Annotated in this window: 12 protein-coding genes; 7 read left to right on the forward strand and 5 right to left on the reverse strand. The window is 73.0% G+C overall.

Translation table 11 applies throughout. The annotated features are described in order from the left end of the window. Nucleotides 1-21: 21 nt before the first annotated feature. Together AB0927_RS03530 and AB0927_RS03535 are read right to left on the reverse strand one after the other, a co-directional pair. Complete coding sequence (locus AB0927_RS03530) at nucleotides 22-2,133, reverse strand: glycosyltransferase (RefSeq protein WP_366665826.1); 2,112 nt, start codon at nucleotides 2,131-2,133, stop codon at nucleotides 22-24. A 241-nt stretch (nucleotides 2,134-2,374) separates the two neighbouring features. After that, a complete protein-coding gene (locus AB0927_RS03535) occupies nucleotides 2,375-3,040 on the reverse strand; it encodes a LuxR C-terminal-related transcriptional regulator (RefSeq protein WP_366665827.1) in 666 nt (221 codons plus the stop codon). Between the two features lie 559 nt (nucleotides 3,041-3,599). Here AB0927_RS03535 and AB0927_RS03540 point away from each other — a divergent pair. After that, complete coding sequence (locus tag AB0927_RS03540) at nucleotides 3,600-4,469, forward strand: CAP domain-containing protein (protein WP_366665828.1); 870 nt, start codon at nucleotides 3,600-3,602, stop codon at nucleotides 4,467-4,469. A gap of 12 nt (nucleotides 4,470-4,481) precedes the next feature. Here the strand turns inward: AB0927_RS03540 and AB0927_RS03545 are convergent, their stop codons facing one another. Then, the gene (locus tag AB0927_RS03545; protein WP_366665829.1) at nucleotides 4,482-5,990 is read right to left on the reverse strand and encodes an IucA/IucC family protein; all 1,509 of its coding nucleotides are present in this window, start codon (nucleotides 5,988-5,990) and stop codon (nucleotides 4,482-4,484) included. Nucleotides 5,991-6,180: 190 nt separating this feature from the next. Here AB0927_RS03545 and AB0927_RS03550 point away from each other — a divergent pair, with 190 nt between their 5' ends. From AB0927_RS03550 to AB0927_RS03565, 4 genes are all read left to right on the forward strand, one after another. Further along, nucleotides 6,181-7,737, forward strand: coding sequence for an IucA/IucC family siderophore biosynthesis protein (locus tag AB0927_RS03550; RefSeq protein ID WP_366665830.1), 1,557 nt, complete (start codon nucleotides 6,181-6,183; stop codon nucleotides 7,735-7,737). Nucleotides 7,738-7,746: 9 nt separating this feature from the next. Continuing rightward, entirely contained in the window at nucleotides 7,747-9,009 is a 1,263-nt protein-coding gene (locus AB0927_RS03555) for a VWA domain-containing protein (RefSeq protein ID WP_366665831.1), read from the forward strand. Next, complete coding sequence (locus tag AB0927_RS03560; RefSeq protein WP_366665832.1) at nucleotides 9,009-9,803, forward strand: hypothetical protein; 795 nt, start codon at nucleotides 9,009-9,011, stop codon at nucleotides 9,801-9,803. The genes AB0927_RS03555 and AB0927_RS03560 overlap by 1 nt, the downstream gene beginning before the upstream one ends. A gap of 82 nt (nucleotides 9,804-9,885) precedes the next feature. Next, entirely contained in the window at nucleotides 9,886-10,419 is a 534-nt protein-coding gene (locus AB0927_RS03565) for a hypothetical protein (RefSeq protein WP_366665833.1), read from the forward strand. Nucleotides 10,420-10,486: 67 nt separating this feature from the next. Here AB0927_RS03565 and AB0927_RS03570 read toward each other — a convergent pair whose 3' ends face one another. Beyond that, nucleotides 10,487-11,131 carry a winged helix-turn-helix transcriptional regulator gene (locus AB0927_RS03570; protein ID WP_366665834.1) on the reverse strand — a complete coding sequence of 215 codons (645 nt, stop codon included), beginning with the start codon at nucleotides 11,129-11,131 and terminating at the stop codon, nucleotides 10,487-10,489. Between the two features lie 82 nt (nucleotides 11,132-11,213). On the opposite strand from AB0927_RS03570, the gene AB0927_RS03575 reads away from it, so the two are divergent. Continuing rightward, complete coding sequence (locus AB0927_RS03575) at nucleotides 11,214-12,422, forward strand: pyridoxal phosphate-dependent aminotransferase (protein ID WP_366665835.1); 1,209 nt, start codon at nucleotides 11,214-11,216, stop codon at nucleotides 12,420-12,422. Nucleotides 12,423-12,483: 61 nt separating this feature from the next. Here AB0927_RS03575 and AB0927_RS03580 read toward each other — a convergent pair whose 3' ends face one another. Further along, nucleotides 12,484-13,734, reverse strand: coding sequence for an MFS transporter (locus tag AB0927_RS03580; RefSeq protein ID WP_366665836.1), 1,251 nt, complete (start codon nucleotides 13,732-13,734; stop codon nucleotides 12,484-12,486). A gap of 252 nt (nucleotides 13,735-13,986) precedes the next feature. On the opposite strand from AB0927_RS03580, the gene panB reads away from it, so the two are divergent. Further along, entirely contained in the window at nucleotides 13,987-14,775 is a 789-nt protein-coding gene (panB, locus tag AB0927_RS03585) for a 3-methyl-2-oxobutanoate hydroxymethyltransferase (RefSeq protein ID WP_366665837.1), read from the forward strand. The last annotated feature ends 62 nt before the right edge of the window (nucleotides 14,776-14,837 follow it).

Genomic DNA, 14,837 nt, shown 5'->3' on the forward strand with positions numbered 1-14,837 from the left:
GGGACCACGCGGGCAGGGGGCTCAGTGCTCCGGGGAAGGGCGGACCTCGTCCCAGACGAAGCGTCCGCGGGGCAAGGTGATCAGCAGGACCAGGGGGCCCTCGCCGAGCGGACCGGGGACGCTGCCCCGGAACGTGTCGCCGTGGCGGCGCATGACCTGTCCGAAGCCGTCCGGCGGGCCGTCGGCCTCCGGTCTGAACAGCTCGACCCGCTCGGCGTGCGGGAAGTGGTAGGTGACGTCGGTCCGGTCCGCTCGGCTCCGGACGCGCAGCCTGCGCCGGAAGTCCCCCGCGCCCGGCGGGGGTTCTTCGGTGTCCAGGGCCGCGCAGACCCGGAACCGGGCGGCGCGGTACGCGGTGTCGAAGGCGGCCGCCGCGAGGTCCGGGCGGCCGGCGCAGGCGCGGACGCACTCCTGGGGGCGGCCCTGCGCGGCCGCGGTCAGGGCGATGAGTTCGCGATGCGCCGTCCAGGCGTCGTCGTCGAGACCGTCGTACCAGCCCCGGCGGATCAGGGTCTCGGCGTCGGTGGGGACGGCGGCGCCGGCCAGGACGCCGCGGAACCGGTACTCGCGGAGCCGGGCGCTGGCCTCCCAGGTGAAGCTCCGGGCGGTCCGGCGGGCCCGGCCGGACAGCCGCGCGTAGGTGCCGGCGTCGTGGTGGAACAGGTGGGCGGCCTCGCGGAGCTGCTCGGCGAGGCGGTCCCGCAGGAGGTCGTCGTCGGGCCGGAACGAGCGGGGCAGGGCGAAGCCGGTGGCCTCGGGCCGCTCGCGCCAGTCGAATGCCTGCCCGAAGTGGCGGGTGCCGGCCTGTTCGGTGGCGATCGGCACCGCCCCGAACGCCATGGCCTCGCCCTGGGCGATCAGGAAGGTGTCCATCTCGAACTTGGACGGGAAGACGCAGAAGTCGGCCGCGGCGGCGTAGGCGAAGAGGGTGGGTTCGTCCACCAGCTCGCCGTCGGCGCGCACCCGGTCCTGGTACTTGTCCGCCAGCTCGGCCAGCTCGGGCGGGAGTTCGCTGCCGCCGGGCTGGGCGCAGCGGATCAGGAAGTTGGCCTCCAGGCCCTCGCCGAGCACCTGGGCGAGGGCCTCGAACAGCTCCGACTGGCCCTTGTGGTCGGGGGCGTAGCGCGCGCCGTGGTAGAAGGTCGGCAGCGCGGGATCGAGGCCGAGGCCCGTCAGGAAGTCCCGGCGGTGGTCCCGCGGCGGCTCGCGGCGCAGCCAGCTGCCGGAGATGGCACAGCCGCCGACGAACACCTTGTCCGCGTTGCGCCGGAGCACCCGGGAGATCGTCAGCCGGCCGAACCGCTCCTCGAACGGGGTGTTCGCGAACGTGACGCAGTGCTCGCGCTGGCCCGGCGTCATGAAGTCGACGGCGGCCGCGTGGTCGAAGGCGAGGGAGTGGCAGGCGACGTAGCCGGGCCGTTCCGGCGGGTCCAGCAGGGTGGCGGGCAGGTACCGGCGCAGGACGTCGTGCAGCGCTCCGGGCTCCTCGGGCGGGTCCGCGTACTCGTCGAGGCCGGCGTGCGCGCCGAGGAAGGCCAGCAGTTCCGCCGCCTGGGCACGGTGGACCTTGAGGTTGACCGGCACGTTGGTGGCCACGGTGCTCACCACCGGGATCCCCGGCGCGGCGCCCAGGGCGGCCGGCAGCAGGTAGTGCTGGTGGGGCTCGTACGCCTGGACCAGGTCGGCGTCACCCAGCACCTGCCGGATGAACCTGACCCCCGTGACCTGGAACACCTGCTCCTTGAAGTACGCCAGGTCCCGCCCCTCGGTCCCGGCCGGGGGCACGAAGGTCCGCGCGAGCAGGTCGAGATGGCTGTTGGAGAGGAAGTAGAGGTCCACTCCCTGCCGTCGCAGGCGCAGGGCCGTGGTGCACAGCCGCGGGGCGGCACGGGGCGGGAAGCCGCGCCACACCGAGGGGTCGAGGAGCAGGGGCATCGCGAACTCGTCCGAGAAACCGGTGTCCTCGGCGCCGTACCGCTCGCGCAGATAGCCGCCGAGGCCGTGGGCCGGGGTCACGATGGAGACGGTGTGGCCGCGTGCCGCGAGTCCGGTGGCGGTGTTCCACACCAGGCTGGCGGTGCCGCTCCGCATCAGTCGCGGATCGAAGGCCCCGCATTCGAAGGCGAAGGTCACCACATGCATCGTTTACGCAGCCTTACGTGTCCTGGTGATCCTGGACCGGATGCCGTCAGGCACCGCGGCCGGCGGGGCCCTCACATTCTGGAGGGCGCCGGCGCGGATGTAGACCTCCCCTTTGGAGCATGCCTGAGCAGCGCGCCGGGAGCGCGACCAACGAGCCTTGTCCGCCGCCGGGAGGGAGAGGCACGATGACGAACGGGACATCGCGCCGCCCCCGATGACGTCCCGCGTGTTCCTAAAGGTCTCCGACGGCATCCGAGGATGTGTGGGGAGGTGGGCCCAGAAGACCGGATTTGATTCCGGTGATCACGGCCGATGTCCTGTTCGAGGCACCCAGTTTGAGCAGAATGGAACCGACCAGCCGCTTCGCTCCGTGCACGGATATGCCGAGGCATCGGGCGATCTGCTTGTTGCTCATGCCGTCGGCGAGCAGTGCGAAGGCCTGGTTCTCCCGGGAAGTCAGCGGAATGACGCCCTGGGCGGCGGCCGTTCCCCGGCTGCGTCCGCCGGTGAGCAGGCGTTTGGCGAGCGAAGCCGGAATCGGCATTTCTCCCGCGATCACCCGCTTCAACGCGTCGTCGAGAGTCTGTGCCGACAGTTCCTTGAGGGAGAGGAATCCGTCCACCGGAAGCGTGGAGAGATCTCCGTTCCACCATTCGTACAGATCGTCGCCCAATACCAACGTAGGGGGCAGACCCGGGACTTCCTTGCAGCCGTCCAGCAGACCCCACTGCTCCGCGGCCACGATCAGCACGTCGGCGGGCCCGATCCGCTCGGGCAGGTCTTCGACTTCGGGCACGACAATCCGCACCGCGGCCACCACGGGAACTCTGCTCAACAAAGCCTCGAGTCCCACGCAGACGACTTCGCTCGCGACAAGGAGGGCCACATCGAGGGTCATTTCGGACCCTTCCTCCGCGGCGGTTCCCGTCTCAGCGACAACCATGTCCCTGCCCCCTGTTCCGATGTCCCGCCGTCCCTGAACGGCACGCTTTCGGCGGTCCACGAGTCAAGCATCGAGGTGATCTAGATGCAAGACCTTGCAGAAAATTGCAGTGGCCCCCTGGAAATGCCCGAAACAGGCCTTGGGACCATTACTCTCGCGTCGAATCCAGATGGTCGCGTGATATCCCTCACATAAAAACGGCCACTAGGCGTCCCGGATAGTAGACGGAGCTCCGGCGACATATGGGATTTGTCCGTCTTGGTGTCGGCGCGGACCTCTCCGGCAGTGACCGCTTCCGGCGGGCGCGGGCCCCGTCCCTACCCGCCCGCGCGAGCGCCTTCCTGACGGTGTGCCGGACATCCGCGGACGTCGCGTTCGCGAAGTCGGCACCTCCGCGGACGTCTGACAAGGGCCCAGAGGATCTACGAAGCCGGATCGTAGGAGAGGCCCTTTGCGGTCCTCTCGAGCCCGTGCTGAGACTGGGCGCTCGGCGATCACCGAGCGAGGTTCACACATGGGCAAGCATCGCAAGACGCAGTATTTCCGGCGAATGGTCATCGGCACCGTCGCGCTCGGCACCGTGGGCGTGCCGTCCGTCGCCCTGGCCTGTACGGACTGGCCGGACGGCGTGACGGAGCAGGGCACCGCCGCGGCCACCGTCGCGAGCACACTGGCGCAGACACAGACGCCCGCGCCCGCGGGCACGCCCCAGCAGACGGCGACGGCTCCGCAGGCGGGCATACCCCAGGGGATACCCGGGCAGCGGGTGTGGCACCAGCACCCCCGCCACCTCCCCAAGGCCCGCGCCACCACCGCCCCGGCCACCCCGCGGACGGCCACCCCCCGGACGGCCGGCACCGCGCCCCGGGCCGCGACCACGGCCGCCCAGCCCGCCGCCACCGGCGCCCCGGCGCCCGCCCCCACCACGTCGAGCACCCCGACGACGGCCCCCGCGGCCACCACGACTCCCACGACTCCCACGGCCCCCGCGGCCACCACGGCCGCGTCCGGCGTCACCGCGCAGATCGTGCAGCTCGTCAACGCCGAGCGTGCGAAGGCGGGTTGCCAGCCGCTCACCCTGAACGCGAAGCTGACCAAGGCCGCGCAGGACCACAGCGCGGACATGGCGGCCCACCAGAACATGTCGCACACCGGCTCCGACGGCTCCGACCCGGGCACCCGGATCACGGCGGCGGGGTACACCTGGAGCGCGTACGGCGAGAACGTCGCCTACGGCTACTCGACCGCCGGCGAGGTCATGGCGGGCTGGATGGCCAGCCCCGGCCACCGGGCCAACATCCTCGACTGCGGCTTCCAGGAGATAGGGGTCGGTCTCGCGCAGCCCGGCAGCTACTGGACGCAGGACTTCGGCACGGCCCGGTAGCCGTACGACGGCTCACCGGGCGGCGGCGAGGGGGCTGGGCAGCGGCAGATACCGCGCGTCCGCCCCGTCCGCGCCCGTCCACCGCAGCAGCAGGTTGGTCTTGCCCGGCAGGGTCGGCGAGCCGAGCAGGGGCGGGATCTCCGGCAGGTCGTGCCGGGCGAGGCAGCGGCGGACGGCGGGCCAGGGGTCGTACCCGCGATGGTGTTCGGCCAGGGCGCCGGCGATCTCCATCACATGGTTGACGAGCAGGCAGTACACCAGCCGCTCCCAGCCCGCCGCGCGGGAGACGTCCGGGAGCAGTTTGACGCCCTCGGCGTCCCGGAACAGCGCCTGCACGGGCATCCCGGCCTCGTCCACCGCGACCAGGGTGTTCTGCAGGTGCGCCTCCAGGACGACCCCGTGCTCGGCGAACGCGGTCAGCGCGGGCGGCACGACCTGCCCCAGATACGCCTCCCACCAGGCCGCCGGGTCGGCCGCCGCGGCCAGCGGGCTGCCGTCGAACCCCTCGGCCAGCCCCGCGGCGAGCAGCGGTACGGCGCCCGGCAGCAGGTGCGCGCGCAGCCCGTCGCGGACCACCACGGCCAGCTCCTCATAGGCGAAGGACGCCGTCCGGTGGCCGCGGTCGGCGAGCCACGCGGCGGGCGGCCCCATCGCGGCGAAGGCGCGCCCGGCGGCGGTGTCGGTGCGGCGCAGCCGGGCCAGGTCGTGGCGCCAGAGCCGGCGGATGTCGTTGGTGACGCGCACATCCAGGCTGAACTTCAGGAAGAGGTCGCGCCGGGGCTCGTACACCGTGCGGATCGCCGCCGTCGGCCAGACGTCGAAGGCGGTCGTGGCGAGCCGGACGAGGCGGCCGTCGGCGAAGGCGGGGGCGAGGGTGCCGGCGACCAGGTCGAGCTGCCAGGGGTGGGCGGGCAGCAGCCGGTAGCCGGGCGGTGCGCTGCCCAGGGCGTCCAGGGCGCGGGTGTCGCCCTCCTCGGCCACCTGGTCCTCGCGCACCCCCAGCAGCACCAGCGGGAAGCGGGCGTGCGCCTCGGGGGCGTACGGCAGCCAGGACGCGACCGGACCGCCGCCGCGCGCCTTGGGCGCCGGGTGGTAGGGGTGGCCGGTGATCAGGGACTGCTCGGAGCGCAGATAGGGGTCCTCGGGCGGCTTCGTACGGGCGCGGGCGGCGAGCAGGGCGGCGACCGCGTCCCGGCTGTCGAGCATCTCGGCGGGCAGGTCGCCGCCGGGCAGTCCGGTGTGCCGGCGCAGTTCCTCGGCGACCAGTTTGACCAGTTCCGGGTGGCCGATCCGGTGCCAGGCGCCGGCCGAGTACACCTCGGGGTCGGCGGGGCGGCGGCCGGGGCGCACGCGCAGCAGCCGCCCGGTGCCGGGCAGCCGGTGGGCGGGCCGCTCCCCGGGGCCGGCGGGCAGGGGCTCGGCCACCTCCCGGAGCAGGCAGTTGAGCAGGGGGGCGGCCGCATGGGCGTCGGCGAGCCGGCCGACGGCGTCTGCGGGAGGTTTGAGGTCCACGCGATCCATTCGTTCTTCGGCGGCGTTCTTCTTCGGCGCGTCGTCGTTCTTCGGCGTCGTTCTCCGGGCGTCGTACCCAGGAGAGGTGCGTTCTTCGCAAGAGGACCGGAAGCGATCAGTATGGCTTCGTATCCGACCATGGTGTTGTCTTCCGTACCCACCATCGTGCCCCGTACCGGCCTCGACCGAGGAGCCGACCGTGCCCCACTCCCCCACCGCCGAGGCCGAGGTCGCCGCGGAGCTGACGGCCGTACGCCCCGCGCTGCTGCCCCGGTACGAGGCCGAGCTGCCCGGGGCCCGCGCGGCCGTGCTGACCCGGCTGTGGCGGGGGCTCGCGCACGAGCCGCTGCCCTGGATCACCGGCCGGACGCGCGGGGCGTACGGTCTCTCCCTCCGGCTGGCCGACGGCCGGACGCTGCACGGGCCGCACGCGGACCCGTACGCCACCCACGCCTACGTCACCGCCGTACGCCTGGAACGGGAGCGTCACGAGGATCCGGCCGTGCTGATGGCGGAGCTGGCGGCCGGTGCCGGGCGGGGGACTGGGGCCTGGGGGTTCGCGGCGGAGCTGGGGCACAGTGTGGCCTCCCTGGCGCTGTCCCGGGCAACCGGTGATCACCCGCGGGACCGGCCGGTGGGGGTCTCCCCGGCCGAGGGCCGGTGGAGGGACTGGGAGTGGGAGCAGCGGGTGGTCGACGGGCACCCCTTCCATCCCAACTGCCGCTCCCGGCCGGGGTTCTCGGTGGCGGAAGAGCTGGCGTACGCGCCGGAGCACCGGCCGGTGGTCCGGCTCGGGACGCTGCCGGTGCCGGCCGCCGAGTGCCTGGTGACCGGCGAGTGGCCGGAGGAACTGCGGGAGGGGCGGCGGCTGTTGGTGCCGGTGCACCCGTGGCAGGCGGCGCATGTGCTGAAGCGGCCGTACGACGACTGGCGCGCGGCCCATCCGCTGATGTCCCTGCGGACGCTGGCCCTGCCCGACGGACCCCATGTGAAGACGGCGCTGAGTGCCCGGCTGACGTCCTCGGTGCGCAACATCTCGCCGTACTCGGTCGAGGCGGCGGCGGTCCTGTCCGACTTCGCCGCGGAACTCGCGGGCCGTACCGGCGGGTTGCTGGACATCACCCGCACCCTGGGCGCGGTCACCGCCGGCGTGCCCGAACTGGCCGCGCTGCTGCGGGAGTCGCCCGAGGGGTGTGCGGGGCCGGGCGAGCGCGTCCTGCCGGTGGCCGCGCTCGCCACCACGCGGCTCGTCCGGGACCCCGGCTGGCTGGCCGCGTTCGCCCGGCTGGCGCTCACGGTGGGGCTGCGGCTGCTCGACCTCGGGGTGGCCCTGGAGGCGCACGGGCAGAACCTCCTGGTGGTCCTCGCGCCCGACGACAGCCCGCGGCGGCTGGTCTACCGCGATCTGGCCGACATCCGGATCAGCCCCGCCCGCCTCGCCCGGCACGGCATCGCGCCGCCCGCGCTCGGCGGACGGCTGGTCACGGACGACGAAACCGCCCTGCGCCGCAAGCTGTTCGGCTCCCTGGTGGCGGGCGCCCTGGCCGCGACCGCGGGCTCCGGTGCCGCGCTCGGGGCGGCGCTGGCGGCGGTCGTACCGGAACTGCCGGACACGTCCGATCTCGCGGTCCTGCGGCACGGTCCGGTGCCCGCCAAGGCGTTGACGCTGATGCGGCTCTCCCCGGGTACGCCGGGCGACCAGTGGACGGCCCTGCCCCACCCGCTCGTTTTGGAGCCCGGCACGGTTGATCAATAGGATCCGTCGATGATCAGAAGACAACGGCTGGCGGTAGGAGTGTGCGCTCTGCTCGCCGCCCTGACGGCCGGGCTCACGTTCCCGACCGCGGCGGCCGCCGACGAGACGGAGCAGGCCGCTCCGAAGGTCGAACTGGTGCTGGACGTCAGCGGATCCATGCGGACCCGGGACATCGACGGCGGCACCCGGATGGCGGCGGCGAAGCAGGCGTTCGACGACGTGCTCGACGCGACCCCGCAGGACGTGGAGCTGGGCATCCGCACGCTCGGCGCCAACTACCCCGGGAACGACCGGAAGGAGGGCTGCAAGGACACCGCGCAGCTCTACCCGGTCGGCCCGCTGGACCGGACCGACGCGAAGACGGCGGTGGCGACGCTGCAACCGACCGGCTGGACGCCGATCGGGCCCGCGCTGCTGAAGGCGGCGGGCGACCTCGACGGGGGTTCCGGTACCCGCCGCATCGTGCTGATCAGTGACGGCGAGGACACCTGCCAGCCGCTGGACCCGTGCGAGGTGGCCCGGGAGATAGCCGCCAAGGGCATCGGCCTGACCATCGACACGCTCGGTCTGGTACCGGACGCCAAGACCCGGGACCAGCTCAGCTGTATCGCGGACGCGACCGGCGGCACCTACACCTCCGTGCAGCACAAGGAGGAACTGACCGACCGGGTGGGTCAGTTGGTGGACCGGGCGGCCGATCCCGTGGTGACTCCGGTGGCCACCTCGGGTGCGGCGCGGTGCGAGAACGCGCCGGCCCTGAAGTCCGGCCTGTACACCGACCGCGCGCAGTTCGGGCAGCAGCGCTGGTACAAGGTCGACGTCGACCCCGGCCAGGAGCTGCGCGCCTCGGTGAGCGTGGCGGACGACCGCGCGGTGAACCCCTCCTACGGGGTGCTGCTGCGGGCGGTGACCCTCAAGGGCCGGGAGATCGTCCGCGGTGAGGCGGCCGGTACCGGGCGCACCGACGTGATCTCCACGGGGCTGCGCTACCCGAAGCCGGCGAGCGACGACGACAACGCGCCGGCGGAGACGGTGTGCCTGGAGGTCACGCACTCCTTCTCGGCGCCCGCGGGCGTGAAGAGCGCGCCGGGTCTGCCGCTGGAGCTGACCGTGGACGTGGTGAACGGTCCCGACCAGGCGCACGACGTGGCCGCGTTCGGTCTCGGGCGCGGCTGGTGGCTGCTGGGCACGCTGGTGCTCGTCGGCTTCGTCGCGGGTGTGCTGTGGGGCTGGCTGTCGCGCTGGCGGATCGCGGTCTGGAGGACGAACTGATGCGGGCCATACGAGTACTGGGCGCGGCGCTGCTCGCGCTGGGGCTGGCCGCGGGGCCGGCCGCCGCGGACTCCTCGCCCTCCCCGAGCGCCTCCGCGGGCACCGACGGCTCGGCGCCCACGCAGGCGGGCACGTCCTTCCGGACGGCGACGGAGATCCAGCAGGGGCAGCAGGCGACGGCGTCCGGTTCCACCGGTGACTACCTGTACTGGTCGTTCCCGGCGGACACCGGGCAGCGGCCCACGGTCAAGGCGAGCGTGAAGCTGCCGCAGACGCACGGCGCCGAGACCTGGCAGCTCGACGTGTACGACGGTCTGCGGCGCCGGCAGTCCTGCCAGTACGGCGCGTCGGCGCGCACCGCGGCGCAGGACGCCGGCTCGGTCGAGCTGGCCTGTGTGATGCGCACCGTGCGCGGCTGGGCGGAGCCGTGGGCCAACGACCCGCTGCCCGGCACGTACTACGTCAGGCTGACGGTCGTGGACCTCGGCGCGGCGGACCTCGGTCAGCCGGTCCACGCGGAGGTGCGGGTGGACTCCAAGGACATCGGGGGGCCCGCCGCCGTCGACGGCTCGCTGGGCAAGCCGCTGGTCCCCGGCATCGCGGTCAAGTCCGAGGCGCAGGGCGACGATTCCAAGACCGCCGTCCTCTCCAGCTTCGGCTCCCGGGACGGCTGGTCCTCCGGGTGGTGGTCCGACCGCTGGGTCTGGACGGGGATCGGCGCGGTGCTCGCCGCGCTGGCCGGGATCGGGGGGTACGCGCTGACGCGCGGCTCCGGCCGGCCGCCGACCGTCTGACCCCGCCGTGGAGAAGGGCCCGCCGTACGGCGGGCCCTTTTTCCTGCCCCCGGCCGCTCATCCGGGCCGATAGCTTGTCGCCATGTCCGCCTTCATACAACAGCTTCCGGCGCTGGTCGGGGTCATCATCGGGGCCATCGGCTCGTACGTGGCGATCACTCGTGGCGATCAGGCCCGCTTCCGCCGGGAGCACTCCGCCCGCTGGGAGGAGCGCCGGCTGGCGATCTACGCCGAATACGCGAGGGCGCTCAAGCAGTCCGTCACCCTGACATACCGGATCGCGGCCCATCTGGGGATCGATCCGCATCCGCATCCCCTGTCGCCCGAGGAGGCCGCTCCGCACCTGGCCGCGGCGACCGATGCCCGGGATCCCGCCGGTGAGGCGCTGCTCATGCTCGGCAGCACCGGCGTGGTGGACAAAGCCCGCGCGTGGGTCGTCGCGGTCATGGACATGGAACGCTTCGTGCGCGCGGCCGCCGCCCCCGCCCCCGAGACCTGGCCGGCCATGCTGGCGCGGCAGCGCGCCGCGCGGGAGGCGTACTACGCGGCGGTCCGGCGCGACCTGGACCTCCCGCCCGGCCACTCGGGGGAATGGAGCTCGCCGGCGTCCTCGTGAACTCCCCTTCCGCGACCGGGAACCCGGCGGGCACCGAAGCCGCGGTGGTGGCCGGTCCGGTCCGCCGTCACCCCTCCCGCAGGGCCTTCGCCACCGGGCCCTCGCCCGTCACCGTGACCTGACCCGCGCGCAGGGCCTCCAGGAGGGAGAGGGTGCCGCGGGCCAGCGCCTCGCAGGCGGCGGCGGTCAGGGTGAGCCGGGCGTCCGCGGAGGCGGGGGCGGGGCCGTCGCCGTACACCGGTGCCGTCGCCGCCGGGTCCAGGCCCGCGCGGACGTGGAAGTCGCCCTCCTCCACGTGGACTTCGACCAGGCCCTGGACCCCGAGCCCCGCCAGCGCCCGCAGCAGCGGCAGGGCGAACCAGTGGGCGCGGACCGCGTCCGTCGGGCGGCGGTCGCCGAGCCCGGCCTCGCCCCAGGCGCCCAGCGCCTGGAGGACCGGGAGCAACTCCGCGCCCCGCTCGGTGAGTTCGTACACCGTGGCCGCGCCGGGCGGCGGCAGCCGGCGGCGGGTTGCCAGACCGTCGCGTTCCATGTCCTTCAGCCGGGAGGCGAGGACGTCGGTGCTCACGCCGGGCAGGTCCGCGTGCAGGTCCGTGTAGCGGCGGGGGCCGGCGAGCAGCTCCCGGACGATCAGCAGGGTCCAGCGGTCGCCGACGAGGTCGAGCGCGCGGGCTGCGGAGCAGTACTGGTCGTAGCTTCGGCGAGGTGGCATGCGACGCAGTCTAGACACTTTGTTGGACTTTCCAAGCTCCAGCTTGGTAAAACCAAGTAACACGAGTTCCCCGGAGGGACGCATGGAGTTCCGGCAGTCGAACAAGCTCAGCGAGGTCTGTTACGAGATCCGCGGCCCGGTGATCGAACACGCGGACGCGCTGGAGGAGGCGGGCCACAGCGTGCTGCGCCTGAACACCGGCAACCCCGCGGCCTTCGGCTTCGAGGCACCGGAGGAGATCCTCCAGGACATGATCCGGATGCTGCCGCGGGCCCACGGCTACACGGACTCCCGCGGCGTCCTCTCCGCCCGCCGCGCCGTCGCCCAGCGCTACCAGAACCTGGGCCTCGAAGTCGACGTGGACGACGTCTACCTGGGCAACGGCGTCTCGGAGCTGGTCTCCATGGCGGTGCAGGCCCTCGTCGAGGACGGCGACGAGATCCTCATCCCCGCGCCGGACTTCCCGCTGTGGACCGCCGTGACCACCCTGGCCGGCGGCAAGGCGGTGCACTACCTGTGCGACGAGGGGTCCGACTGGAACCCGGACCTCGCCGACATGGCCTCGAAGATCACGGACCGCACCAAGGCCCTGGTCATCATCAACCCCAACAACCCCACGGGCGCGGTGTATCCGAAGGAGGTCGTCGAGGGCATCCTGGACCTCGCCCGCCGCCACGGCCTGATGGTGTTCGCCGACGAGATCTACGACCAGATCCTGTACGACGACGCCGTGCACCACTCGGCCGCCGCCCTCGCCCCCGACCTGGTCGTCCTCACCTTCTGCGGGCTGTCCAAGACCTACCGCGTCGCGGGGTTCCGCTCCGGCTGGCTGGTCGTCACCGGTCCACGGCAGCACGCGAAGGACTACCTGGAGGGGCTGACCATGCTCGCCTCCATGCGGCTGTGCGCCAACGCGCCCGCCCAGTACGCCATCCAGGCCGCGCTCGGCGGCCGTCAGTCCATCCGCGAACTCACCCGGCCCGGCGGCAGGTTGTACGAGCAGCGCACCGTGGCCTGGGAGAAGCTGAACGAGATCCCCGGCGTCTCCTGCGTCAAGCCCAAGGGCGCCCTGTACGCCTTCCCCCGCCTCGATCCCAAGGTGCACCGCATCCACGACGACGAGAAGTTCGTCCTGGACCTGCTGCTGCGCGAGAAGATCCAGGTCGTCCAGGGCACCGGCTTCAACTGGCCCTCCCCGGACCACTTCCGCATCCTCACGCTGCCCCAGGCCGACGACCTGGAGGCGGCGATCGGCCGGATCGGGCGGTTCCTCGGGGGGTACCGGCAGTAGGGCCGGCGTGGCGGGCGGTGCCGGTGGCGGCCGAAGCCGGCACCCCGGCGCCGCCCGTCCCTCAGGTCAGCGCCCGCATCCGCCGCACCGGCCCGGACCACAGCGCCAGCGGCGCCAGTACGGCGACCGCGCCGACCAGCCACAGGGCGGCGCGCGTGCCCAGCCCGGCGGCCACGACGCCCGCGAGGAGCGAGCCGACCGGCACCGCACCCCAGGACACGAACCGCACGGTGGCCATCACCCGGGGCAGCAGCTCCGGCGGCGTCACGCTCTGGCGGTGCGTGCGGGTGAGGATGCTCAGCACCACGACGCCCATGGTGAAGACGGTGTTCCCGAGGCCGAACAGGAGCAGCCCCCCTCCCCCGGAACTCAGCGGCAGCAGCACCAGCGCCACCGCCGCGACGAGCGTCGCCCAGCAGATCGCCCGCGCACTGCCGAGCCGGGCGGACAGCCGCGGGGTCAGTGCCGCGCCGAGCAGGCTGCCGAGGCCGTCGGTCGCCATCACCACACCGACCAGGCCGACGGGCGTGCCCAGCGTGCGCACCAGGTACAGCGGCGTGAGCGCGATCAGCGCGCCGCACACGAAGTTCACCAGCGTCGCGGCGAGCACGCACGGCCGGATCACGGCGTGCCGGGTGACGTAGCGCCAGCCCTCCGAGATCTGGGACCACGGCGAGCCCTTGGCCGGCGAGGGCCGCTCGGCGCGCGGGCGCGGCACGGTCCACAGGACGACCGCCGAGGCGACGTAACTGACGGCGTCGACCAGGAGGCTGGTCGCGGCGCCGCAGAACTGGACGAGCACGCCGCCGAGCGAGGGCGCGCCGAGTTGGGTCGCCGCGCTGGAGCCCGACAACAGGCTGTTGCGCGCGGTCAGTTCCTCCTTGCTCACGATGCTGGGCAGGAAGCTGGAGTTGCCGACGTCGAAGACGACACCGGCGAGACCGGTCACCAGGGTGACGACGACGAGCTGCCACAGGTGGAGGATCCCGAGCGCCGCGGCGAGCGGCACCCACGCCATCGCCACCGCCCGGATCAGGTCCATGGCGATCTGCGTGCCGCGCAACGGCAGCCGCTGCACGAGGACTCCGGCGGGCAGGCCGATCGCCAGCCAGGCGACGAAGCGCGCGGCCGGCAGCAGACTCACCTCGAACGCGGTGGCGTGAAGTGTCTCGATGGCCACCAGCGGCAGCGCCACGGTGGTGACGGCGTCGCCGACGCCGCTGGCCGTCGAGGCGGTCCAGTAACGCCAGAACAGGCCCGCGCCACCGGCCTTGCGGGACTTCGTCTCACTGCTCAGCTCGGCTTGAGCCATGGCCACCTCTCCCCCGAAGGCCCGCAGTGGACCAGATCCCCCCTTCCCCCGCAGTAACGCGCGTCACAGTATCCGGCCGAGCGCCAGACTGTTGTAGGCCAAGAATTGTGAGGTTACGATCACGCACTGATGGATCTTGGTCGGGCGCGCTGCTTGGCTCGGGCTGGGACGACGTCCTCAAGGGGGAATGTCATGTCTGAAGAGCCGGCAAGCGAATCTCCCGCCGCGTTCGCGTGGCCGGCCCGTGGCCGGGTGCGAACGACCCACCTGCTCGCGGCCAAGGCGGCGGGCCACCGCTGGGCGATGCTCACCAGCTACGACCAGTACACCGCCGCCCTCTTCGACGCGGCGGGCATCCCCGTGCTGCTGGTGGGCGACTCCGCGGCCAACAACGTGCTCGGCCACGGCACCACCATCCCGGTCACCGTGGACGAACTGCTGCCGCTCGTCCGGGCGGTGGCGCGCTCCGCGCCGCGTTCCCTGGTCGTCGCCGACCTGCCCTTCGGCTCCTACGAGGAGGACGGGAAGCAGGCCCTGCGCACGGCGGTCCGCTTCCTCAAGGAGGGCGGCTGCCAGGCCGTGAAGCTGGAGGGCGGGCGCGACACGGCGCCGCAGATCTCCCGGCTCGTGCGCGCGGGCATCCCGGTGATGGCGCACGTCGGGTTCACCCCGCAGAGCGAGCACCAGTTGGGGGGTTACAAGGTCCAGGGGCGCGACGACGCCGCCGAGGCCGTGCTGGCGGACGCCCGAGCCGTCGTGGAGGCGGGCGCGTTCGCGGTCGTGCTGGAGATGGTCCCCGCGCGGCTGGCCGAGCAACTCACCGCCGAACTGCCCGTCCCCACCATCGGCATCGGCGCGGGCCCGTCCTGTGACGCGCAGGTCGCGATCTGGCAGGACATGGCCGGCCTGCGCACGGGACGGTCACTGAGATTCGTGCGGCGGTACGCCGACCTGGCCGGCGAACTCGACCGTGCCGTGAAGGAATTCGCCGCCGATGTCCACGACGGCGCGTTCCCGGGACCGGAGCACTCGTTCGAGTGACCGGCGGGTTCGCGAGCAGGCGGCGAACGACAGCCGAGGGAGGGCACGGCACGACCGACTCG

This window comes from Streptomyces sp. NPDC048106 (genome assembly GCF_040706415.1).
In the GTDB taxonomy this organism is placed as follows: Bacteria; Actinomycetota; Actinomycetes; order Streptomycetales; family Streptomycetaceae; genus Streptomyces.